This is a genomic window from Isosphaeraceae bacterium EP7 (genome assembly GCA_038400315.1).
In the GTDB taxonomy this organism is placed as follows: domain Bacteria; phylum Planctomycetota; class Planctomycetia; order Isosphaerales; family Isosphaeraceae; genus EP7.
The window spans coordinates 2,110,281-2,134,604 of the sequence record CP151667.1; the positions used below are offsets into that span (position 1 = coordinate 2,110,281).

Here is a 24,324-nt window from a genome sequence, read left to right on the forward strand (position 1 = left end):
TGCCGGCCCCGAAAGGCTTCCGCGATGCAAGACCGGGTGCTTGGATGGGGCCTCATCCTGGGGCTGGCTGCCTTCGCCGGATCGCCCGAGGTCGCCCACGCCGGAGATGAGGCGGGGCTGGCGTTCTTCGAGTCGAAGATCCGGCCCGTGCTGGTCCGCGAGTGCTATGCGTGCCACGCCGAAGGGGCGAAGTCGATCAAAGGGGGCCTGCGCGTCGACAGCCGGCGGGCCTTGATCGAGGGGGGAGACTCGGGCCCGGCGATCGTGCCGGGTCAGGTTGACGAAGGCTCCATGCTGGCGGCGATCCGGCATGAAGGGCCGGAGATGCCCCCGAAGACGAAGCTGTCGACGGCGGTCGTCGAGGACTTCAGACGCTGGATTGAGATGGGTGCGCCAGACCCCCGTGAGTCCGGGACGGTTGAGGCGAAGAGGCCGGGGATCAACCTGGAGGCGGGGCGTCAATTCTGGGCCTATCGCCCGCCCGAGGATCGGCCCTCGCCCTCGGTGCGTGACGAGGCCTGGCCGCTCGGGGATGTCGACCGCTTCGTGCTGGCGAAGCTGGAGGCGGCGGGGTTGCCACCGGCCTCGGAGGCGTGCCCGGAGACATTGATCCGTCGGCTGACCTTCGACCTGGCCGGTCTGCCCCCCACGCCCGAGGAGGTGGCGGAGTTTGCCGCCGACGATCGCCCCGGTGCCTATGAGCGGGCCGTCGACCGGCTGCTTGCTTCGCCCCGGTTCGGCGAGCGTTGGGGGCGGCACTGGCTGGACGTGGCGCGGTTCGGCGAGTCTCAGACCCTGCGCGGGCTGGTGATGAAGGAAGCCTGGCGGTATCGCGATTTCGTGATCGACGCGTTCAATCGGGACATGCCGTTCGACCAGTTTCTTCGCGAGCAGGTGGCCGGAGACCTGATCGGCGGGAACACGCTGGCCGACCGGAGGCGGGGCCGGGTGGCGACCACGTTCCTGGCGTTGGGAAACACGAACCTGGAGGAGCAGGACAAAGGTCAGCTCCGGATGGACGTGGTGGACGAGCAGATCGACGTGATCGGCAAGGCGGTCCTGGGCCAGACGATCGCCTGCGCCCGCTGCCACGACCACAAGTTCGACCCGATCCCGACGAAGGATTACTACGCAATCGCGGGGATCCTCCGGAATACGAAGACGCTCGAGCATGCGAATGTCTCGAAGTGGCTGGAACGCCCGCTACCCGAGACTCCCGACGTCGAGGCGAAGCTGGCCCGGCATGAAGCGGCATTGGCCTCGCTCGAGTCGCGGATCAAGAGTTCGAAGGCGGCGCTCGCGGCTTCGGGAAAAGGTTCGGTGAAGGGAGTCGTCGCGGCCGGCTCCTTGCCGGGGATCGTCCTGGATGACATCGGTGCGAAGAAGGTGGGGAACTGGTCGGGCTCTACGCATTCAGGCACATACATTGGTGCGGGGTATCTGCACGACGACAATGCCGGGAAGGGGGCCAAATCGGTTACGTTCCAGCCCGAGTTGCCCGCGGCCGGCGAGTACGAGGTGCGATTGGCCTACGCGCCGGGCGGTAGCCGCGCGGGGCGTGTGCCGGTGACGATCCTCAACGTCGAGGGCGAGACAATCGTTCATGTCGACATGCGGGCCACACCGGCGGTCGACGGCCGGTTCTCATCTCTGGGGAGGTTCCGGTTCGAGAAGGGGAACCAGGCTTATGTACTGGTCTCCAACGAGGGGACGACCGGCCATGTTACCGTCGACGCCGTCGCGTTCCTGCCCGCGGGGTTGAAGCCCGAATCCTCGGGACCAGACCCGGATTCGGCGGCCCTCGATGCCCTGGAGGCCGAGTTGAAGCGGCTTAGGGCAGAAGGTCCCAGGCGAGAGATGGCGATGGCGGTCGTGGAGGAGTCGGAAATCGCCGACACGCGCGTTCATGTGCGAGGGAATGTGCATACACTGGGCGACCCGGCCCCTCGAGGTTTTCTGCAAGTGGCCTCAGCGGGCGAGCCGCCGGGTTTTTCTGCGAGCGAGAGCGGCAGGCGCGAGCTGGCCGACTGGCTGGCCTCGGGCGAGAACCCTCTAACGGCACGCGTCTATGTCAATCGGGCGTGGCAATGGCTCTTCGGGGCCGGCCTTGTTCCCACGCCGGATAACTTCGGCACGACAGGCGAGCCGCCCTCTCATCCCGAATTACTCGACCACCTGGCAATCGAGTTCATGCACGACGGCTGGTCGACGAAGGCCCTGGTGCGACGCCTGGTGCTGTCGAAAGCATATCGGCTGTCGTCGGCCGTGTCGGACGCAGCGACGGCAATTGACCCCGAGAACCGGCTGCTCGGGCGAGCGAATCGTCGGCGCCTGGAGGCGGAGTGCCTGCGGGACGCGATGCTCGCGGCTTCGGGGTCGCTGGATCCAGTGATGGGAGGCCCTGGCTTCGGGGCCGACTTGGCGGCGGATTACGGGTTCAAAGGAGAGGGGGAGCGAAGGTCGGTCTACGTGCCCGTCTTCCGCAACGCGTTGCCCGAACTGTTCGAGCTCTTCGACTTCGCCGACCCGAGCATGGTGGTCGGCCGCCGCGAGACGAGTACGGTGGCACCTCAGGCCTTGTTCCTTTTAAATCATCCGTTCGTGCTCGAGCAGTCGGAGAGGACCGCGCGAAGGCTGCTGAACGGGCCTGAGGCTGACGACCTAGGGAGGCTGGATCGAGGCTTCAAACTGACGCTGGGGCGGCGGCCGACGGATGAGGAACGCGTTATCCTCTTGCGTTTCCTCGGCGAGTCCGGGGGAGATCGTTTGCGGGCCTGGTCGATCGTCATTCAGGGGCTATTCGGGTCGCTCGATTTCCGCGATCTGGACTGAGAACACCGCTAGACCGGGAGGCGACGCCATGAGCCATGGGATCCGACGCCGAGACGCCCTGAAAGTCGCCGCATGCGGGTTCGGTCACCTGGCGCTGGCCGCCCTGACCTCGGAGCGGGCCGTCGCCGAGGTCCCGAAGGGAAACAAGTGGATCCCGGGCACGCATCATCCCGCGCGTGCCAAGCGGGTCATCTTCCTCTTCATGCAGGGGGGAGTCAGTCAGGTCGATTCCTTCGATTACAAGCCGAGGCTGGCGAAGGACGACGGTAGCCAGATGCCGTTCGACGATGCGCGGGTGATCGCCAATACTGGCGCCAGAGGGTCGTCGCAGCGGGTGATGAGATCTCCCTGGAGCTTCAGCCAGCACGGGGAGACGGGCGCCTGGGCCTCGGACCTGTTCCCCGAGATCGCCGGGCACGTCGACGATCTTTGCTTCATCAAGTCGATGCACACGGAGGGGGTTGCGCACGGGCCGGCCACCCTGTTCCTGCACTGCGGCGCGACGACGTCGGTGCGGCCTTCGATGGGCTCGTGGGTGCTGCGGGGGCTTGGGAGGGAGAACGAGAACCTGCCCGGCTTCGTCTCCATCTGCCCGTCGGCGGGCAACGGAGGGGCTCGCAATTACGGCAACGCATTCCTGCCCGCGTCGGTTCAGGGGACCGCGCTGGGACGGGCGGGGGGGCCCGCATCCGAGGCGACGATCCGCAATTTGAAGAACCCGAAGCTGTCGGCCGACGAGCGGCGGCAGGGGCTCGACCTCATCCGCAGGCTGAACGCGGAGCAGGCGGGACGTCGGCCGGGGGACGACGAATTCGAGGCGGTGATCTCGTCTTACGAGCTGGCCTGGCGGATGCAGTCGGAGGCCCCAGACGTCTTGGATCTAACTCGCGAAAGCGCGGAGACGAAGTCGCTCTACGGGATCGACCGACCCGAGACGGAGAATTTCGGCCGCCAGTGCCTGATGGCCAGGAGGCTATGCGAGGCCGGGGTGCGTTACGTGCAGGTCACCTACGGGGACAACACGGCCAACCCCGCCTGGGACCAGCATTCCGACCTGGCGAAGCACGCCACGCATGCAAGGGCCGTCGACCGCCCGATTTCCGGGCTGCTCTCCGATCTGAAAGCCCGAGGTCTGCTGGACGATACGATCGTCTGGTGGGGCAGCGAGTTCGGCCGGACCCCTTATGCCGAGCGCAACGGTACGGGCCGCGACCACAACCCGGGCGGGTTCACGGTCTGGCTGGCCGGAGGCGGTTTCAAGCCGGGCTTCTCGCTCGGCTCGACTGACGAGTTCGGCCACTACGCGGTGGAAGACAAGGTGCACATGCACGACCTGCATGCCACCATCTTGCACCAACTGGGCCTGGATCACGAACGCCTGACCTACACTTATGCCGGCCGGCCGTTCCGACTGACGGACGTGTCGGGTCATGTGGTTCGTGAGATCCTCGGATGAGGTGATCTCCGGGCCCGCATTGCCGGACAGAGCGGTACTCCTACAATGGGTCAAGGCGCCGGCCGGATTTCCGAGGTCGGATCGCGTCGATCAATCGGCGAACGGGGAGAACCAGGCCATGACGATCGGATGGAAGCCCTGGGGCTTGGCGGCGGGCTTGCTGATCGGTGCAGGGCTCGTCGTCCCGGCGATCGGGCAGGCGCCCTCGAAGAATGCAGCGGGCAAGGTTGAGGGGGAGAATCCGCCCGAGACGTCGGCGCCCGCGAAGGCCGAAGCGAAGGCGGACCCGGATGCCAAGGTGCGGCGGACGGATGCTCAGTGGCGGAAGCTGCTCACCCGCGAGCAATATTACGTGACCCGACAGAAGGGGACCGAGCAGGCATTCACGGGTCGATATGCGACGGGGCATCCCAAGGGCATATTCGTCTGCGTGGGCTGCGGGGCACCGCTGTTCAGCTCGAAGACGAAATTCGAGTCGGGCACGGGCTGGCCGAGCTTCTACCAGCCGGTGAGCAACAAGGCGGTCGAACAGGCGATGGATTACTCGGTCGCGGTCGAGCCCCGAGTCGAGGTGATGTGCAAGCGGTGCGATGCCCATCTGGGCCACGTCTTCAACGACGGGCCCGAGCCGACCGGGCTGCGGTACTGCATCAACTCGGCCGCGCTCCAGCTCAAACCGTTCACCGCCCAGCCCGCGGCAAAATCGAAGAAAGGCGAGCCGGAGAAGTCCGAGGAGAAGGAATTCAAGGAGGGTGACGCGGCAGACACGGAAGGCGACGAGACCAAGCCGACTCCCGCGAAGAATACGGCGCCCGTCAAGAAGCCGCGGCGATAAAAACCCCTTAATATGTCAAAGGGCCCGGACCGCGCATGAATTTCGCGACCCGGGCCGCTTCGATTTTTCAAGACCGCCGAGGTCCATCTGCGGCCGGGACTACTTGGCGGCATCCTTGATGTCTTTTCCGACCTTCTTGACCGCATCGCCGGCCTTCTGCGCGGCGCCCTTGGCCCCCTCGACGACCTTTTCGGTGGCCTTCTTGGCACCCTCAGCGGCCTTGTCGATGCCTTGCTTGGCCTTATCCTTGGCGTCGGACATGGTTCACCCCTTGGAATCGGTGGGAGAAGCTCGGACGCGGATGGCACAGTCAATTCACTGCATCTCGCGGGCCAATCGCACAAATCTCGCGAATCAATGCCGATTCGCGTTGCTCGACACGCGGGCGTTTCTCTCCGAGGCATCATGGCCGCTCGGCGGCCGATGATTGCGGGCGGCGGAGGTGCGGGCTAGGCTGTCGGCAACAACGGCCGAAGAGGCAGGCCAATCCTTCCCGCATCACGAGAGAGTTGAATCACCATGAATGACCTGCGCAAGGGCGTTCGCGTGAGCGTCGCGCCGCTGCTAGCCCTGGGTTTCGGGGCCGCGATGTGGCTGAGCGGAGAGGCACGCGGCCAGTCGACCACGGTCGGGACAATCGAGCGGATCGACCCGAAGTTCGACGCGATCGTGCCGGCCGGTGCGGTGGTCGAGCGGCTTGCGGATGGGTTCGACTGGTCCGAGGGACCGGTCTGGGACAAGAAGGAGGGGCGTCTGCTCTTCTCCGACGTCCCGCAGAACGTGGTCTTCCAGTGGAAGCAGGGGGCAGGAACCTCGGTGTTCCTGAAGCCGAGCGGTTACACCGCCGGCCCGGCCCGCGTCGGCGAGCCGGGCTCGAACGGACTGGCGATCGACGCGACCGGGAGGCTAATCCTCTGCCAGCACGGCGACCGCCGGGTCGCGGCCCTGGAGGCCGACGGCAAGTCGTTCTCCACCCTGGCCGACAAGTACGATGGCAAGCGGTTCAACAGCCCCAATGATGTGGTGGTGAAGTCCAACGGGGATCTCTATTTCACAGACCCGCCTTATGGCCTGCTGAAGCTGAACGACGACCCGAGTAAGGAAATCCCGTTCAACGGCGTGTACCGGCTGGGCAAGGACGGCAAGGTGACGCTGCTGACGGATGAGCTGACGTTTCCCAACGGCCTGGCGTTCTCGCCCGACGAGAAGACGCTGTACGTGGCCAACTCCGACCCCAAGCTTGCCCTCTGGAAGGCCTACCCGGTGAAGGCCGACGGCACGCTGGGCGAGGGGAAGATCTTCGCCGACGTGACGGCCAGCGTGGCCACGAAGAAAGGGCTTCCCGACGGCATGAAGGTGGACAAGGAGGGCAACCTGTTCGCCACCGCGCCGGGCGGCGTTCTGGTCTTCGCCCCCGACGGGACGCACCTGGGAACATTCGCCACCGGCGAGGCCACCGGCAATTGCGCCTGGGGAGACGACGGCAAGACGCTCTATATCAACGCGGATATGTACCTCGGTCGGGTCCGCGTGAACACCGGCGCCGCTCGATTCTAAACGAGAACGGCCGCTCCACAGCCTCCTGAAGCTGCGGAGCGGCCGTGGCATTCGCATCGGAGGGGTCTCAGGGGGCGAGAACGTTGATGGTCACCTTCGACGGCAGGACCTTCGACCGATGTATGGTCTGGGTCGCCCTGCGATAGTCGCCCGGCTTGGCGGAATAGATGTCGGCGAAGGTCTGCGGGTTGCGGTCGACCAGCGGGAACCAGCTGCTCTGGATCTGGACCATGACTTTGTGGCCGGCGCGGAACGTGTGCAGGGTGTCGTTCATCGCCATGTTCAGAGGGGTGGGCTTGCCCGGCTCGAAGGGCTGGGGGTCGCTGAAGTGGCCGTCCCGATACTTACCCCTCATCACGTCGCCGCGGACGAGTTGCTGGAATCCGCCCATGCGGACGCCCGTCGGGTTGGGATTTGGGTCGGGAAAGTCATTGGGATAGACATCGATGAGCTTGACGACCCAGTCGGAATCGGTGCCGGTGGTGGAGACGTGTAGCTCGGCGGTCACGGGCCCGGCGATGGTGAGGTCTTCTTCCAGGACTTCCGACTGATAGACGAGCACATCAGGCCGGCGTGAGGCAAATCGCTGGTCGCCGATCATATAATCGCCGGTCATGCCGATGTTGACACGGTCGAGGTGCGGGACGGGCCTGTCTGGATCGCTGACGTAATCGTCGGCGGCCGGGGCATCGGTACTGGCGGGCGAGTCGAGCAACGTGCCCGAGTCGCCCAGGTAGAGGGCCCTGGCCTTCACATCGGCGGGGGGCCACTGGGCGAATTTACGCCAGCGGTTGTGGCCGGTCTCGAAGACCCAGGCCTTGGGAAATTCCAGGACGGTGGCCCCCTTCAGGTGCTTCTGAAAGAAGGGGAATTCGATCGTCTCGCGATAGAACTCGGAGGTCTTGGCGTCGAACCCCACGTGTCCAAGCGAGGCGCCATCGCCACCGGCCCAGCCGCCGTGCAGCCAGGGGCCCATGACGAGGGTGTTAGGAGTCTCGGCGGAGCTCTTCTCGACGGCCTTGTAGGTTTCGAGGATGCCGTAGAGATTCTCGGCGTCGAACCAGCCGCCGACGTTGAGCACGGCGGGCTTGATGTTCTTGATGTGGGGGAGGACGTTGCTGGCCTTCCAGAAGGCGTCGTAATCGGGATGTCCGACGATGTCCTTCCAGTAGGGGACGTCCTTGAGGCTCGTCTCGGTGAGCTTGCTGAGCGGGCCGAGCCTGAGGAAGAAGTCGTAGCCGTCGGGCGTGCCGTGGTCGAAGGGGATGCCGGGCTTCTTGGTCGGCCCAGAGTGCGGCTTGTCGACGTTGGCCATGAAGTTGAAGGCGTGGGCCAGGAAGAGGGCGCCGTTGTGGTGCCAGTCATCGCCGACGAACCAGTCGGCGACCGGGGCCTGAGGCGATGCGGCGATGAGCGACGGGTGGGCGTTGATCATGCCCATGGTGGTGTAGAAGCCGGGATAGGAGATGCCCGACTGGCCGACCTTGCCGTTGTGGCCGCGGACGTGCTCCAGCAGCCAGGCGATCGTGTCGTAGGTGTCCGAGCTTTCGTCGATCTCCTTGCCGGCCTTCTCGGGCTTGTATGGTCGCATGTGGACGAACTCGCCCTCGGACATCCAGCGGCCTCGGACGTCCTGATAGGCGAAGATGTAACCCTCCTTGCCGAACAAGGCCGACGGTCCGAGGTTCTCTCTGGGCTTGTCCGTGCCATAGGGGGCGACGGAATAAGGCGTCCGATTCAACAGGATGGGGTAGGTCTTGGAGTCATCCTTGGGGACGTAGACCGCCGTGAACAGCTTGACGCCGTCGCGCATCGGGACCTTGTATTCATACTTCGTGTAATGAGCACGAACATATTCGATGCCTTGTGCGTGGGTATGGCCAGCGAGAGACCAGGCCGCGAGGGCGACGACGAACGTGAACGGGACCCGGGACGGGCGACGCATCGGGCGATCCTCCGGCGGTGCGTTCGAATCGAGTGGGGAGGCCCCGACAGGCTATTCGGCACGGGGCGGGATCGCAACGGCCTGGGGCGCGCGACGACGCCCCGCCGGCCACAACGGTGGGCGGGCGGGGCGTCGAATGATCGCGGTTCGGCACGCCCAGGCTCAGGCGACCGAGGCGTCGCGGCGGCGGCCCTTGGCGGCGGGCTCATCGCCGCCGGCCTTGGGGCGGGCGGGAAGGCCCCGGGTCAGGACGGCGAACGGGCTGTCGGAGTCTTGCTTGTTGGCCTTCATGAAGAGATAGCTGTCATACGAGCCCGGGTAGATCGTGGCCTTGCCGCGCTCGACCTCGATGACCTTGTTAGCCACGGCTCGGATGAAGTGCTCGTCGTGGCTGATGAAGCAGAGCGTCCCCTCGTAGCCTTGCAGGGCCTGCTCCAGGACGTCTCGGCTGGCGATGTCGAGGTGATTGGTGGGCTCGTCCATCATGATGAAGTTGTGGGCGACGGTGAGGATCTTGGCCAGGCAGAGGCGGGTCTTCTCGCCGCCGGAGAGGGCCGAGACGGGCTTGTCGATGGCGTCTCCGCCGAACAGGAAAGCGCCCGCCATGTGACGGAGGGCCCCCTCGCTGGCGTGCGGGTGCACCTCGCGGAGACTCTGAATCACGGTGTCCTTGGGCTTCAGGCTCTCGACGCGGTGCTGGGCGAAGTAGGTGGAGAAGACGTTGTTCCCCAGCGTCATCTTGCCGCGGGTCGGTTCGTGGATGCCGGCCAGTAGCTTCATCAGGGTCGTCTTGCCGGCGCCGTTGGGCCCGACGAGGACCAGCTTGTCGCCGCGTTCGATCTCGATGCTGAGGCCCGAGTAGACGACCTTGGTGCCGTAGGCGAAGGAGGCCTCCTCGACCTTGGCGACGATCTGGCCGCTGCGGGGGGGCTCGGGCAGCTTGATCCGAAGCGAGCTGTTGTCGGTCTGCGGGGCGTCGATGCGCTCGATCTTCTCGATGGCCTTCATGCGGCTCTGGGCACGCGACGCGGTGGCGGCGTTGGCCCGGTTGCGATCCACGAAGTCCTGCATCTGCTTGATCTTCTTCTGCTGGCCGTCATACGAGGCCTGCTGCACCGACATCCGGTGCTCTTTCTGCGGGATGTGCGCCGAGTAGTTGCCCTGATAGGTGTTGAGCTTACCCATGTCCAGCTCGAACGTCTTGGTGATGACGCGGTCGAGGAAGTCGCGGTCGTGGCAAGTAATCAGGATGGCGCCGGGGTAGGTGAGGAGGAAGTCCTCGAACCACTTGACGCTGAGCAGGTCGAGGTGGTTGGTCGGCTCATCGAGCAGCAGCAGGTCGTGCTGGAACGCGAGCAGACCTCCCAGCGCGAGCCTCATCGCCCAACCGCCGGAGAGGGTGGCAACCTGGTTCTCCAGGCCGTCGACGGTGAAGCCAAGTCCGAGGAGGATCGCCTTGGCTCGCGACTCCATCTCATAACCGCCGGCGACGAGGAACGACTCCATGGCGTCGTCGTACTCGTCGAGCGCCTTGGGATCGCCCTGCTCCAGGCCGAGCATGACCTGCTTGAGCTTGCGGTCGGCGACGGTCCAGGGTCCGAGGTGGCCGAGCATGGCCTCGAAGACGGTCCCCTCGCGCAGGGGGTGGATTTCCTGGGGGAGGTAGCCGATGGAGGACCGCCGATCGCGGGTGACCTCGCCCGAGTCGACGTGGTCGACGCCCATGAGGATCTTGAAGAAGGTGGACTTGCCCGCGCCGTTCTTCCCCAGCAGGCCGATCCGCTCGCCGCGGACGATCGACGCGTCGACGCCGTCGTACAAGACCTGATGTCCGTAGCTCTTGCGCGCGTTGGTCAGGCGGATCATGGGGGCGGCGTCTCGACGGGGTGGGGGAGGTCGGCGGAGGACTTGCTCGCGGACCGGGGAACGGGAGGAGAAGGGCGAGGAGCCCCTCGATGGGATTGAGCGCGCATCCGCGGCGGCATCGCCGGACAAACGAAGCTCATGATTGTAGGCCGGACGCCCATCCGCATCAAGTCGATCTTTTCATGGACACCCGATGATGGGGAGCCGGGGCACGCTGGCCGGGCGGCCCGTGGGGCCGTAGACTCGCCTTCGATAGCCAGGGTGACAACCCGCGAGGAGGAGGCAGCCGCCATGACGTGTCGGACGTTTATCGGGATTTGCGCGTTGATGCTGGGGGCCATTCCGCGGCCCGTTTCGGGCGCCGAGGAGCCCTACGACTTGATTGTCCGCAATGGACGGCTGGTCGATGGCACGGGCGGCCCCTGGAGGCGCGGGGACCTGGCGATTCGGGGCGACCGGATCGCGGCCATGGGGGTCATCCCGGCCGACGCCCCGACGAAGCGGACGATCGACGCCGGCGGGCGGATGGTCTCTCCCGGATTCATCGACGCCCATTCGCATTCCGACATGCTCATCCTGGAAGACGGCTCGGCGCAGAGCAAGGTCCGGCAGGGTGTAACCACAGACGTCCTGGGCGAGTCGCACTCGGCAGGCCCGTCGAAGGGGAAGCGACCCGCGGAGACGGTCGAGTTCGGCGGCGTGACCTATCGGTGGTCGACCCTCGGCGGCTATCTCGACTCGGTCGACAAGGCGGGCGTGGCCATCAACGTGGCCTCGCACGTCGGGATGGCCACGGTCTGGGAGTGCGTCATGGGCGACTCGTTCGATCGGCCCACGCCGGCGCAGTTCGACGAGATGAAGGCGCTCATCGCCGAGGCGATGGACGAAGGGGCGTTCGGCATGTCCAGCATGCTGGCCAGCCCGCCCGGCTTGCTGGCCACCACCGACGACGTCGCCCTGATGGCCTCGGCCATCAAGGCCAGGGACGGCCTGTTCTCGTCGCACATTCGCAACGAGGGGCCGGATGTCTTGAAGTCGATCGACGAAGCGATCGCGGTCGGCGAGAAGGCCGGCGTGCGGGTCGACGTGATCCACCTGAAGATCGCCGACAAGTCGAACTGGGGCCGCATGGCCGAGGTGGTCGCCCGGTTCGAGGCCGCCCGCGCCCGGGGGGTCGACGTGCAGGCGAACGTCTATCCGTACACCCGAGGCAACAACGACCTGGTGACCATCCTCCCCCCCTGGGCCCACGAGGGCGGGAAGGCCGACCTGCTGAAGCGACTGGCCGACCCCGAGGCCAGGGCCAGGATGAAGCGCGACATTCGAGGCGGAATCCCAGGCTGGTACAACCACTTCACGGCCGTGGGCGGAGACTGGTCGCGGATGTTGCTAAGCGCCAAGCTCAGTTCCAAGAACCAGAAGTACGAGGGGAAGACGATGGACGTCATCCTGCCCTCGATGGCCATCGGACGTAATCCGGCACCCGAGGACCTGGACCTGCTCTTCGACTTCCTGATCGACGAGGACGGGTCCATCGGCACGATCTACGCGCATCACACCGAGGAGGACATGACGACGGCAATGCGTCAGCCCTGGTGCTCGATCGGCTCCGATGGGTCGGCCATGGCCATCGAAGGTCCCCTGAGACGCGGGCATCCGCACCCGAGGAACTTCGGCACCTTCCCGCGCGTTCTCGGCGTCTACGCACGCGAGCGGGGCGTCCTGCGGGTCGAGGAGGCGGTGCGGAAGATGACCTCCCTGAACGCCAACAAGCTCGGCCTCACCGATCGAGGGCTGCTGCGGCCCGGGATGTACGCCGACGTGGTCGTCTTCGACCCCGACACGGTCATCGATCGGTCGACCTTCCTTGAGCCGTTCGCATACAACGAGGGGATCGAGGCTGTGATCGTCAATGGTGTTCCGGTGCTGGAAGCGGGCAAGCCCACCGGCGCAAAGCCCGGCCGGGCCCTGCGCAAGGGGCGTTGAGATCCGACAGCGGGACCCCCGATCACTTCAACGGTCGGGGGTCTCGCGTGCTTCATTCCTGGGGCTGCTCGAACCCTTGATCCTGGCCATTCTGGCCACCGAAGCCGTCGGGCGGAGGGCCACCGGGTCCGCCGAAGCCGCCCGGAGGAGGGCCACCAGGACCGCCGAAGCCGCCGGGGCCGCCTCGACCGCCAGGGCCACCAGGCCCGCCGGGATTCGTCTTCATCTGGGCGAGAAGCTTCTCCTGGCTCTTGTCGAGGATGGCCGCGAGCTTGGTGTCGACGTCCTTCTGCAACGCGGCGATCCTCTTCTCCTGCGTCGCAGTGAGCTTCAGGCGGCGGCGAACCGGCTGGGAGAGGATCTCGCCGGGACGGGACATGCCCCCGGGTCCGCCGGGGCCACCCGGGCCACCGCGTGGTTGCTGGGCGGCGAAGGTTGTCAGTTCGTCCTTGCTCACGGATCCGTCATTATCCGCGTCGGCCCTCTCGAAGAGCCGCTGGAGGCGCTCGTCGGTCACCTCAACCTTGGTGATCTTGCCGTCATTGTCCGAGTCGAAGGCCATCATCCGGGCCGTCAGGTCGCCGCCCGGGCCCCCCTGGCCGGGGGGCGGACCGCCTCCAGGTCCTTGTTGGGCCCAGGCATTCGTGCTGAGGAAGAGCAGTCCGCCGGTCATGGCGATTTTTCGCAGGGATTGCATCAATTTCCTCGTTGGTTCGTTGTTGTCTTGCCTGCCGGCCCGTTGCCGAAGGTTTGGATCCGCCGATCCTTCTCCTCTACCTGGGACGGTCGCAGGGTAGCCCGCGGACCTCACGGCGTCCGTCGGAGCATCGGGGGAGGTTCGCCGGCGAGTGAGAATCGTCCGGCCGCGGAGCCCTCGGGACCGGCTCCGTCCGAGATACGACCCGCCTCTTCCTGGGATAACGCCGGCCGCCTCCGGTCGGAGACACCCGTGCGTCGATATTCCAAGGACCCGGCCGGAGCATCTCCGCTCGTAGGTCAAAGCGGATAAGGCCTCGGCTTGCCGATCGGCCGTGATGTTCGTCGAGTCGTAGAAACGCCCGGAAATCCCGGGAGATCCGAGTGAGCGTCCCGGGGGAAATGTTCGTCTACGACGGCGAAGTGGATCATCCGTTCAGGCGTGGAGGCCGGATTGACCGATTTCAGCTCGCCGCCCCGCTCCGAGAGCCGAAGTGGGTCCGCGGGCCGAGCGGCTCGGATCTCTCAGGGAGTCGGAGGTATGCCGGTGCCGCCATTGGGGGGAGGGCCTGTTGGGGGAGTGCCGCCTGTCGGGGGGAAGGTGCCATCGGGGGGCACGCCTCCACCTCCGTCGGGGGGGAGCATTCCACCGCCGGGGGCGCCGCCGACCTCATTCGCCTCGTTTGTCAGGTCGAGCACGATGTTGAAAGACGCAGTTGCGCGGGAGCGATTCTCGAAGAGCCGGAGCATCAGGTAGGTGCCGGCGTTCGAGGCCGGGGTCCCGTCGTTCGACCCGCCGTGGTAGATCGCGTCGATGGCGTTGTTGGTGTCGCGGCCAGGCCGGGCGACGTAAGGCGCGACGTACGTGTAGACGTCGTCGGTGACTGTGTCGTCGAAGAAGAACTGAGTGGCGAAGTTATAAGTCACCGTCGTGCCATCAGCTTGATAGGTTCTCACTTGCGCGTGGATGTGAGTGGTACGTCCGCTGTACCAGCCCGGGTAGATGGAATAGAACCGGACGTTGCCGCGGGAATTGCTGACCTGGTAGCCGCGGAGGAACTTCTGGCCGAGTGTCCCCTCGACGGCCATATCCGAGTAGATTCCCAGGGCATTGCAGTGCCAGATGTCGACCACTGCGCCGGACAGGGGTGAGACCGTTCCGTCGGCATTGAGCTGCGAGACGTTGACAGCGAGGGCTGTCGGCAGGCCGGACTGGACCACACCGGTGGTCGGGTCGCTGCGGACGTCGGAACGATTAAGCAGTTCGTCCACCCAGTACGGGCCCTCCGTCAGGCTCGGAGTGTCATCGATCATGTTCTGGGCGAGGACGGTCCCCTTCAAGGACAGGAAGGCCAGGGCGGCGGCGCCTGCGACCCCACTGGTCAAGAAGTCGCGGCGATTTGGCGGAGTGTTAGGCTCGTGGTTCAGTTCCATCGCGGAATCCTTTCAAGGCGGGGCAATCGTTGAATCGCCCGGATTTTCGTGTGCACTTCAACTGATCGTCTGGACGCGCCGAGCCTCAGCGGCGTCGGGCAGCGATGAAAACTCCCGCGAGGCCCACGCCGATCAGGACCATTGAGCCCGGCTCGGGGACTGCGGCGGCCGAGACACGCATCTGCTGCGGGTAGTAGGTTTCTTGCGTGAACCAGGTGCCTCCCGCGTCGTCGGTCGAGCCGAACGTGCTCTGGAAGCCTTCGCCACTGCCAGCGTTGTTCGACGCCCAGGCCCAGCCGACCGAGCCGCTGGTCGCCTTGAGGACGACCCAGTAGGTGGTGTCCGCCGACAGCACGATGCCCGAGGCGCTGAAGGTGACGGCGGAGAGGGCTGTCGAGAACGAGCCGTCCTGGATCAGGGTGCCGATCAGGTCGCCGGGCTGGAGGCCGGAGTCGGAGTAGATGGCCAGCGCGGCGACTCCCGCGTCGGCGCTCGAGAGCAGGAGCGTGATCGACGAGAGGGCCGTGGCCGAGGAACCGCCGCCGAAGCTGGAGGTGATCCAGGTGTCACCGGCGGCGGTCTCCTGGCCTCCCGTTGGTGCATCGAGATTGCCGGACAGGACGAAGTCCGCTCGTGCCGAGCCCGGCGCGTAGAACGATCCCACCATGGCCAGGGCCGCGAGCATCAGCCCGGCCCGCCCACGCTGAAGATGCAGGTTCATCAATGCTGTTCTCGGTTGCGACGTGAAATTGCGTTGATATTGATGCGAGAGGGAGAAGGGCCGGACTGCGCCGGTCTCCGTCTCAGCATGTCAGTCAGCGTGAAGGGGAAAGCCGGGCGCGCGCCGAGGTTCCTTGCGAGACTTCCCATACGACGAAGTCGTCGCCATCGCCTGGAATTCACGCATGCTGATTGTCTTCGGAGGAACGAATCCGTCGACGTTCGTGGATCTGAGCGGACGCGGGAGCGAAGCTGCCGGAATGTTCCGGGGCGAGTCATCGGCCGAAAATCGAATCGACCGGACCGCGTGTGTCCCCGCCGTGCCATCCGGTCGGGCCGATCAGGGGCCTTGCGGCGGGCCGCCCTGCCTGGGCCTTCCCCTCATGGCGGGCCCACGTTCATGCGGCCCGACTTCGTCGCGCCGGTCCCGAATCAACTTCAGTAGCGCCTCGGCCTGATCCGACTCGCCGAGGTCGACGTGGAGCTGCGCCAGGCTCCGAATCCGGTCGGCAATCGGGGGGGCCGACGGGTATCCCATGGCGGCGGCCATCAGGTCGGCCCTGGTCGCCGCCAGCATCCCACGGGCGTCCTCGGTCTCGCCTCGCTCCATGCGGAGCCGGCAGAGTTCCTCGCGCACGTCGGCGCGATCGAGTTGCCCACGGAAGTCGCCGGGAGAGAGGGCGAGCAGCCTGTCGGCAGCCTCGATCGCCCGTCGATCGGCGGCCTCTGCCTCGTCGAGCCGTCCGAGCCGGTGCAGTGCCGCGGCGAGCTTGGCGTCGACGTGGACCCTCGATCGAAGAGTCTCGGAGTTTTCGGCCCGAGAGTCTCCGCGATCAAGCAGTTCCCCGGCCCGCCTGAGGCGGATGACCATCGGCTCGAGGCCCGCCTCGTCGGCCGTCCAGGGGTCGGCCATGATGAACAGCTTGACGAGCTCGGCGCGATACTGGGGCTCCTCCGGATAGCGGGCGACGAGCTCTTCGAACCGGCCGATCGCCAGCCCGTAGGCGGCCAGGGACTCGTCCTCCTTGCCCATCGCCTCGCGGATCACGCCGACCCGGAAGTAGGCCCGGGCAGCCTCGAACTGGAGCTTCGGATTGGTCGAATTCTGCCTTGCAAACCGGTCGTAAAACGACAGGATGCTCTCGAGCAATTCCGCGTCACGGGCCGAGGTGCGGCTGCCGCCTCGCGGGCCACCCTCGCCGTGAGCCTCTGGGCGACCTCTCCCGATCTCGATCGGGCGATGCCCTGACGGAGGGAGCGGGGGCCGATCCATTCCCGAACCGGGCGGGCCCATCCCCCTTTCGAATGGCGGCCCGAACTCGTCCGATCGTGGAGCGAAGCCGTCGCGCGGCCCGCGTCCGCCCGGCGGCCGGACTCGGCCGGTCGGCGGCGGGAGGAAGTCGACGTGCGGGGAAAGTTTGTCGAATAGCTCCCCGAAGACCTGGAGCGACAGGGTCACGTTCTCGTCGGCACGACGAGTGGCCCGCTGGGCCTCCTCTTTCTTGGTCGACTCGCCGAGGAGCGCCTTCGTTGTCGTGACGTAGCCGGCCCAGCCGACGATCGCCGCGAGCAGGAGCGAGCCGACGGCCGCGGCCGAAAGCGCCGCGACGGCCCGATTGCGACGTCCCCAGCGCCAGACTTTTTCGAGGGGTGTCGCGCGCCGCGCCAGGATCGGCCGGTCTTCCAGGTAGCGGGCCAGGTCGTCGGCCATCGCGCGTGCGGTCTGGTAGCGATGGCCCGGCTCGCGGGCGATCGACTTCAGGACAATCGTCTCCAGGTCGCGAGAAATCCCCGCGTCCAGCCTCCTGGGGGCGAGCGGCTGGCCCTCGCTGACCTGACGCAGCAGCTCGCTGGCGCTCAGCTCGATGCCGAACGGGGGGCTGAGTGTGAGCAGCTCATAGAGAGTGAGGCCCAGGCTGTAGACGTCACTGCGAGGGCCCGACTCTCCGCGTAAGGCCTCGGGGGCCAGGTAGCGCAGGGTGCCGATGACGTCGCCGGTGTTGGTCAGGTCATCCTCGCCGGTCATCTTGGCCAGGCCGAAGTCGGTCAGCCAGACGGCGTCGTGCTTGTCGACCAGCAGGTTGGCGGGCTTGACGTCGCGGTGCAGCACCCCCTGCTCGTGAGCGTAATGGAGCGCCAGGGCCGCCTGCGCGATGATTCCCGCGGCATACTCGGCCCGGTCGGAGATGGGGGGCGGGCCGTCGGCCCTCCAGCTTGCGAGCAGGGCGTCGAGCCCTCGGCCGCGGATGTGCTGCATCGCGTAGTAGGGGAAGCCCTCGTGATCGCCCACGCCGAAGATTGGCACGATGTTGGTGTGGTGGAGCCGTGCCACCGCCTGCGCCTCGCGGCGGAAGCGGCCGAGCCGCTTGGGGTCGACCAGGCCATAATGCAGGACCTTCAGGGCGACGTGCCGCCCTAGTGACTCCTGCACGGCCTCGTAGACGACGCCCATGCCGCCGCGACCGAGCTCGCCGACGATCCGGAACTCCCCCAGCCGTGTCGGGGGGGCGGCCAACGGGCCGCGCGGCGAGTTCGAGCGATCGGTTCGGCCGAGCTGCTCGAGCTTGGCGATGGCCGGGAAGAGCTTGCGAATCCGGTCGGCGAACTCGGGGTGACGCTCGGCATCGTCGGAGATCGAGGCCACCTCGCCGCGTCGGCATCGCCTGGCGAAGTCTTCGGCGAGCGCGTCGAATGGGTCGTCGGAGGCGTCGTGCCAGCCCACGTCGAGGGTCGGGTCGTCCCGGCTTGCATCGTGGCTCATCGGGGCTCCTCGCCCTGGTCCGGGAACGCCTCCATCGTCTCCTGGAGCCGCTCGATGGCGCGGACGTAACGCTTGCTGGCGGCGGCGGTCTGGATGCCGAGCACGGCGGCGACCTCGCGGTTGCTCAGCTCCTCGAAGTGGCGGAGGGCGAGGACCTCGCGGTCGCCGGGCTCGAGGCGGTCGAGCGCCTGGCGCATCCGTGCGATCATCTCGCCTCGCTGGGCGGCCAGGCTGGGCGACGTAAGATCGCCCATCAGCTCGGCCATCTTCTCGGAGCTGGGGTCGATCGATTCGCCCCCCCCACCATGTCCGAGCGAAACCTCTCGGGTCGCTGCGCGCGCCTGGGCGCCGATGTGCTTGCGGTGGACCTCGATGAGCCGCTGGATCGTGACGGTCCGCATCCAGACGAAGAAGGGGACGTCGCCGCCGACCGGGTAGTGCTTCAGGCGCTTGAGCGCCTCGATGTACGCCTCCTGCATCACGTCGGAGGCGGAGACCCGGCCGCGCAGGCGGGCATCGAGCCGGAACTCGACAATGCGGCGAAGGCGGTCGCGTTCGCGTGAGTAGAGGGTCGCCAGGGCGTCCTGGTCGCCCACGCCAAGGCGTTCGACCAGGTCCCGGCTCACCTCGTCGTCAGTCTCATCGGACATCGGTCGCCTCGGCCCAGGACCGCGGAATTGGTCTGGACCGAATTGTAGGCCTGGCCCGGCCCGGTGGGAACGGCGACCCGATCGGGTCTCAGGCGAGCAGGCCTGTGATCACCTCGCCGTGCACGTCGGTCAAGCGATAGTCTCGGCCGCTGTAGCGATAGGTCAGCTTGGTGTGGTCGATGCCCATCAGGTGGAGAATCGTCGCGTGCAGGTCGTGGACGTGCACCTTGTCGACGACCGAGTTCCAGCCGAATTCGTCGGTGGCGCCGTGGGTATGCCCCCCCTTGGTGCCGCCGCCGGCCATCCACATGGTGAAGCCGAACGGGTGATGCTCGCGGCCGTCGGTCCCCTCTGCGGTGGGGGTCCGGCCGAATTCGCCCCCCCAGACGACCAGGGTCTCGTCGAGCTGGCCGCGTGCCTTCAGGTCGGCGAGAAGCCCGGCGATCGGGGCGTCGGTGGCGGCACAGTTGTTGGGCAGCTCGGTCTTCAGGCCGCCGTGCTGGTCCCAGAGCTGGCAGCTCTTGCGCTTGGATGTCTCGGTGTGATAAACCTGCACGAACCGGACCCCGCGCTCCGTCAGCCGCCTGGCCATCAGGCACTGGGTACCGAACGTCGCGGTCGTCGGGTCATTCAGGCCGTATAGCTCGCGGGTTGCGGGGCTCTCGCCGGTCAGGTCGAACGTCTCGGGTGCCCTCGACTGCATCCGGTAGGCCAGCTCGAACGACTCGATCCGGGCGGCGAGCCTCGAATCGTCCTCACGCCCGTTGCGATGGTGCTCGTTGAGTTCCTTGAGGGCATCGAGCTGCCTGCGGCGTAAGCCGGGGGCCAAGCCCGGAGATTCGGTGTTGTCGATCGGCCGCTTCAAATCGGAGACGAGCGTCCCCTGGTAGGAGGCCGGCAGGAAGCTGGACGACCAGAGCGGGGCCCCCTGGGCCGGCTGGGCGGGGCTGATGACGACAAAGCCGGGCAGGTCACGGTTTTCGCTGCCCAGCCCGTAGGTCAGCCAGCTCCCCATGCTGGGGCGTGAGAACGTCTGCTCCCCGGTGTTCATCTGGAGGCAGGCGCCGTTGTGATTGATGTTGTCGGCGACCATCGACCGGATGATGCACATGTCATCGACATGCTTGGACAGCTTAGGAAACAGCTCGCTGACGTCGGCCCCGCACTCGCCGTGCTTGGAGAACTTGAACGGAGAACGCAGCAAGTTCCCGGTTCGGGTGCGTTCCAAGTGCGGCATGGCAAACGGCAGAGGTTTGCCGTTGTCGAGGTCGAGTCTCGGCTTCGGGTCGAACAGGTCGACGTGCGACGGTCCGCCGGACATAAACAGGAAAATCACCCGCTTGGCACGAGCCGGGAACATCGGCGGGCGGACCGCCAATGGGTCGCTTGAGGCCTGGGATGACCCCTTGGTCGAGGCGCTCGCCCCTGCGGCCTCTTCGGCAAGCAGGCCGGCCAGGCTGAGGTAGCCGAAGCCTGCACCAAGTCGCCTGAGGGCCTCGCGCCGCGTGGGCATCCCGAGCATATTCGTGTCATCGAGTGTCATCGGGGAACCCCTTCGTCTGACTGAAGTCGTTCGTCTGGATGTCCGGCGATTCAATCGATGAGGACGAATTCGTTGGTGCAGAGAAGGACGTGCGCATAGGCCGCCCAGCTCTCGGCTTCCGCGTCGGAACCCGCCTTGCGGGCATCGGCGAGCAGATTCAGGCCCGCCTGCCGCTCCTCGGAGTCGGCCGGGCGGCCGAAGAGCAGGGAATACAGCCGGCCGATCCGGGCCTCGTCGTCCTGCGCCTCCGCCATCACGCGGGCGGCGAGATCGTGGGCCCGGGCCAGCACGAACGGGTGATTGAGCAGGAATAACGCCTGCGGGGCCACCGTCGAGACCGTCCGCGTGTCGATGATCGCCGCGCTATCGGCCGCGTCGAAGAGCGGGCCGTACGACGACCGGTCCGAGCGGATTGTCATCAAGTAGAGCGTCCGCCTGAACGAGTTCAGGTCTCGGATCGACGGGCCGCCCAGCGACGGATCCAGCTTGCCCGAGACAGCGAGGAGGCTGTCACGCAGTGCCTCCGACTCGAGACGCCGCCGATTCATCCGGCCGATGAGTCGGTTGGCGGGGTCGAGCTTCGCCCCGTCGCCCGACGAAGTCGTCGACTGTTGATAGGTTTTCGAGAGCATGATCCGCCGGTGCATTGCCTTGATCGACCAGCCCTCGGCCGCAAACCGGCTGGCCAGGTGGTCGAGCAATTCAGGATGGGTGGGCGGGACGCCGAGCTTGCCGAAGTTGCCGGGAGTGCTGACCAGGCCCGCGCCGAAATGGTGCTGCCAGATCCGGTTGACCATCACGCGCGCCGTCAGCGGGTTTTCCGGCCGGGCGATCCAGCGGGCCAGCTCCAGCCGGCCGCTCCCCGTTAGTTCGGGCGGCGGGACATCGCCGGCGGCGATCCTGGGGAAATGGCGTGGGACCGATTCGCCAAGGCGTCGATAATCGCCGCGAACCTGGATCCTGGCGTCATTGATCCCCTCATACACCGATTTGGGCACGCCACCATCTTGCGCGGCCAGGGCCAGCGGGATCGGCGGGGGCGGGTTGGTCGCTAGCGAATTGCGCTCGGCTTCAAGCTTACTCAGATGCTCTCGTTCGGTCGGGGGGAGATCTCCGAGGGAGTCGGACCAGGTCGGGCCGGCGGGAGAGGCGATGGCGGCGGCAAACGCCGGAGACTCCGCGACTCGGCGCCCGATCAGGTCGGCGGCTTCCTCGATCTTCGCGGGATCATCCGATTGGGTCGCCGCGTCCCAGCTTGCCCAGACCGGGTCATCGGCCAGCGGACGAACCGCATTGATGCCGCCGGCCTCGACCTCGACGAATGACCAGACGGCGACATGGCCCTGGCCGTCGGAATGGGGATTGCCGGCGTGCAGGTCGGAGAGCAGGTCCGCGGCCAGGTCCCAGGTGGTCGATTTCCCGCCGGGCTCGACGGCCTCGATGACCAGGGTCACGGCGGTCGTGTCGCAGGTATATTCGGCCTTGGGCCCGACGGACAACTCGATGACGTCGCCCTCCTTCACATCGACCTTCTTGAGATCGATCGGCTGCGATCCGCCGTTGGCGACATCCCCCCTGGCCAGATTCCGGAGGACTCCGGATCGCCCAAGGCCGATGGACCAGGCCACGCCGTCGCCCCCGGCTGGATCGCCGTCCGCCAGCTTCCCGCGGAGGCTCAAGGTCGCCTGGATCGGACTACGCCAACGAATCGCGGCCGGATTGCGCGGGGCGGGGTGGAGGTCCACCGACCGCGGAGGAAGGGTGTATGTGGCGATGGAGGCGGCCTCGGCCTTGGTGTTCACACCGACCCAGGGGATCCCGCCGGGGGCCGACCAGGCGTGGACGCCCGGCATGCCCCCCATGTTGGTGACCACCTGATCGAGCATCTTCGTCGGTCCGACCAGGCCCAGGCAGGCAAGCCATCGACCAAGTGCGACGGGTGAGATACCTCGTGCGGCCGCGAACACGGGCAGGCTATTCGCCGGGCCGTTCGGTGAGGCTTGGGCAAATTCCCAGGCCGCATTTACATAGGAAGAGGTCGCGGGAAGCTGCCCCTTGGCCCAGGCGGCGAAGGCCGCGTCGCGTCCCGCATTGATCTGCGGAGTCAGCTCGGCCATGCGGGCCCTGTACCGCTCGGCTGCCGCGAGTTGTGCCTTGGTGGCGATCGGAGTGCGCAACATCGGCGAGCCGCCGGTCTTGGCCCCGGGCTCGGGCAAAATCCGGGTGCTGAAGAAGATGCCCGCCAGGCCGTAGTAGTCGGCCGTCGGGATCGGGTCGAACTTGTGGTCGTGGCAGCGGGCGCAGGCGATGGTCAGGCCCAGGAACCCTCGGCTCACCACGTCGATCTGGTCGGACACGATGTCCGTCAGCATCTTCTCCTTGTCGGCGTCACCCGTCCCCCACTCGCCGATCGTCAGCAGGCCGGTGGCAACAAGTCCGTCGACATTCGTCTCGCCCGGAGTCGTCGAGGGGAGAAGGTCGCCGGCGATCTGGTTGACGATGAATGCGTCATAGGGGAGGTCGCGGTTGAAGGCATCGACGACCCAGTCTCGGTAGCGATAGGCCTCGCCGATATCGTCGGCCCCGCCCACCCCTCGGGAGTCGCGGGAGTCGGCATACCGGACGACGTCCAGCCAGTGGCGGCCCCAGCGCTGGCCGTACCGGGGACTAGCGAGCAGGCGATCGACCAGCCGACCGAAGGCTCCGGGGGAGGTGTCGGCGAGGAACGCGGCAACTTCCTCTGGCGTGGGAGGGAGCCCGTGCAAGTCAAACGTGGCCCTGCGGATCAAGGTCGGCTTGTCCGCGGCCAACGCGGGAGTCAACCCCGCCGCTTCCAACCGAGCCAGGACGAAGCGGTCAACGTCCGACACAGGCCAGGCTGCGTTACGCACGGCCGGCGGTGCGGGGTCGACGACGGGCAAGAACGACCAGAACCTCCGCTGCTCGTCGGTGATCGGGGTCATGCCTCCTTTGGCGACGACCAGGGCAGCGGCCGCAGGCGTGCCCGAGTCGGGCCAGGGCATCCCGTCGGCCACCCAACGCGTCAGGATGGCGACCTCGTCGTCGGGCAGCTTCTCCTTCGGGGGCATCCGCGGCTCGTCGACGTATTTGAGGACCTCGACGAGCATGCTCTCCGAGGGGTTCCCCGAGACAGCCGCGGGCCCGCCGTCGCCACCGGCCAGGATCAGCTCGCGCGAGCTGAGTCGTAGTCCTCCCTTCGGCTTGCCGGCGTCCCCGTGGCACTCCAGGCAGCGCTTGACCAGGAGGGGGCGCACCTTCAGCTCGAAGAAATCGGCGTCCTCCGCCGCAAAGGCCGGGGTTGCAACCAGCAGGAAGGCCAGCACCTTCGCCGACGGCACGAGGGACCACGGCCGGAAGGCCTGGTTCGACACCATAGTCATGTCCCGCAGGTGGGTGGGCAGGTAGGGCGGGGAGGTCGAGGAACGCGGCGGGGTCGGGGCGGCTGCCGCCTTCCGACTGGCCTGATTTTGGGACGCCCGGGAGCCAATGGTCAAGGCGTCAGAAGGTCGGATCGACAGGACTGTGAAGTTTCGTCGCCATCTGAAAGCCGATGAAAGGCTGACCAATGATTGCAGACAATTCGTTTGACAACAGTCGGTTATGACAAGAAACCGCGATCGACTCGATGCAAGGGGTTGGTTAGCAACTACCGCTAGAAAAGTTCGACAAAAAACGACCCTTGATTCAGTTCAATTCACCGCCCACTAACGCGGGGTCGTCCGGAAATCGGAGTCAGGCCGAGGCAGCCAGGGAACATGCCTGGAAGGAGCCACGGGCGGATGATCGGCCGTAACAGTGGAGTGCGGGCCGCTCGAGTCCGCCGAATCGATGGGCGAAGCGCGCCGAACGCCACCAGGCATACCACGTCGCCCTGGCGAAGTCCCGCTCCCGCTCCTTGGCCGTCTGGAGTCTCCTGCGTCGTCCCCCGTCCATCTCCGGCCCCCTTCAATGCGATCAACTTATCGCGTCGCTCGATTCCGCATGCGTCTCGTCATGCGCTTTCTTTACGTACCAATCGCCGG

Annotated in this window: 15 protein-coding genes; 5 read left to right on the forward strand and 10 right to left on the reverse strand. The window is 66.5% G+C overall.

Going from position 1 to position 24,324, the window contains the following annotated elements:
• Positions 1-24: 24 nt before the first annotated feature.
• The 3 genes from EP7_RS08080 to msrB all read left to right on the forward strand — a co-directional run bounded on the left by EP7_RS08080 (position 25) and on the right by msrB (position 5,123).
• Entirely contained in the window at positions 25-2,832 is a 2,808-nt protein-coding gene (locus EP7_RS08080) for a DUF1553 domain-containing protein (protein ID WP_463527332.1), read from the forward strand.
• Between the two features lie 28 nt (positions 2,833-2,860).
• The gene (locus tag EP7_RS08085) at positions 2,861-4,288 is read left to right on the forward strand and encodes a DUF1501 domain-containing protein (RefSeq protein WP_463527333.1); all 1,428 of its coding nucleotides are present in this window, start codon (positions 2,861-2,863) and stop codon (positions 4,286-4,288) included.
• Between the two features lie 118 nt (positions 4,289-4,406).
• Complete coding sequence (msrB, locus tag EP7_RS08090) at positions 4,407-5,123, forward strand: peptide-methionine (R)-S-oxide reductase MsrB (protein WP_463527334.1); 717 nt, start codon at positions 4,407-4,409, stop codon at positions 5,121-5,123.
• 99 nt (positions 5,124-5,222) lie between these two features.
• On the opposite strand, the gene EP7_RS08095 is transcribed toward msrB, so the two are convergent.
• Entirely contained in the window at positions 5,223-5,384 is a 162-nt protein-coding gene (locus tag EP7_RS08095; protein ID WP_463527335.1) for a hypothetical protein, read from the reverse strand.
• 327 nt (positions 5,385-5,711) lie between these two features.
• Here EP7_RS08095 and EP7_RS08100 point away from each other — a divergent pair, with 327 nt between their 5' ends.
• Positions 5,712-6,680: an SMP-30/gluconolactonase/LRE family protein gene (locus tag EP7_RS08100; RefSeq protein WP_463528384.1), complete on the forward strand. Its 969-nt coding sequence runs from the start codon at positions 5,712-5,714 to the stop codon at positions 6,678-6,680.
• Between the two features lie 67 nt (positions 6,681-6,747).
• On the opposite strand, the gene EP7_RS08105 is transcribed toward EP7_RS08100, so the two are convergent.
• A complete protein-coding gene (locus EP7_RS08105; protein WP_463527336.1) occupies positions 6,748-8,625 on the reverse strand; it encodes a CocE/NonD family hydrolase in 1,878 nt (625 codons plus the stop codon).
• Between the two features lie 162 nt (positions 8,626-8,787).
• Positions 8,788-10,491, reverse strand: a complete 1,704-nt coding sequence (locus EP7_RS08110) for an ABC-F family ATP-binding cassette domain-containing protein (protein ID WP_463527337.1) — start codon at positions 10,489-10,491, stop codon at positions 8,788-8,790.
• 291 nt (positions 10,492-10,782) lie between these two features.
• Between EP7_RS08110 and EP7_RS08115 the strand changes: the two genes are divergently transcribed.
• Entirely contained in the window at positions 10,783-12,477 is a 1,695-nt protein-coding gene (locus tag EP7_RS08115; protein WP_463527338.1) for an N-acyl-D-amino-acid deacylase family protein, read from the forward strand.
• A 52-nt stretch (positions 12,478-12,529) separates the two neighbouring features.
• Here EP7_RS08115 and EP7_RS08120 read toward each other — a convergent pair whose 3' ends face one another.
• The 7 genes from EP7_RS08120 to EP7_RS08150 form a co-directional block, all read right to left on the reverse strand.
• The gene (locus tag EP7_RS08120; RefSeq protein ID WP_463527339.1) at positions 12,530-13,174 is read right to left on the reverse strand and encodes an EF-hand domain-containing protein; all 645 of its coding nucleotides are present in this window, start codon (positions 13,172-13,174) and stop codon (positions 12,530-12,532) included.
• A gap of 524 nt (positions 13,175-13,698) precedes the next feature.
• The gene (locus EP7_RS08125) at positions 13,699-14,607 is read right to left on the reverse strand and encodes a dioxygenase family protein (protein WP_463527340.1); all 909 of its coding nucleotides are present in this window, start codon (positions 14,605-14,607) and stop codon (positions 13,699-13,701) included.
• Between the two features lie 85 nt (positions 14,608-14,692).
• Positions 14,693-15,328 carry a choice-of-anchor R domain-containing protein gene (locus tag EP7_RS08130; protein ID WP_463527341.1) on the reverse strand — a complete coding sequence of 212 codons (636 nt, stop codon included), beginning with the start codon at positions 15,326-15,328 and terminating at the stop codon, positions 14,693-14,695.
• A 339-nt stretch (positions 15,329-15,667) separates the two neighbouring features.
• Positions 15,668-18,088: a protein kinase domain-containing protein gene (locus EP7_RS08135; RefSeq protein ID WP_463527342.1), complete on the reverse strand. Its 2,421-nt coding sequence runs from the start codon at positions 18,086-18,088 to the stop codon at positions 15,668-15,670.
• Positions 18,085-18,738 carry a sigma-70 family RNA polymerase sigma factor gene (locus tag EP7_RS08140; protein WP_463527343.1) on the reverse strand — a complete coding sequence of 218 codons (654 nt, stop codon included), beginning with the start codon at positions 18,736-18,738 and terminating at the stop codon, positions 18,085-18,087. Before EP7_RS08140 ends, EP7_RS08135 begins: the two co-directional genes overlap by 4 nt.
• Before the next feature lie 88 nt (positions 18,739-18,826).
• Positions 18,827-20,281: a DUF1501 domain-containing protein gene (locus EP7_RS08145; RefSeq protein WP_463527344.1), complete on the reverse strand. Its 1,455-nt coding sequence runs from the start codon at positions 20,279-20,281 to the stop codon at positions 18,827-18,829.
• A 50-nt stretch (positions 20,282-20,331) separates the two neighbouring features.
• On the reverse strand, positions 20,332-23,673 hold the full coding sequence (locus EP7_RS08150) for a PSD1 and planctomycete cytochrome C domain-containing protein (protein ID WP_463527345.1): 3,342 nt from the start codon (positions 23,671-23,673) through the stop codon (positions 20,332-20,334).
• Between the last annotated feature and the right edge of the window lie 651 nt (positions 23,674-24,324).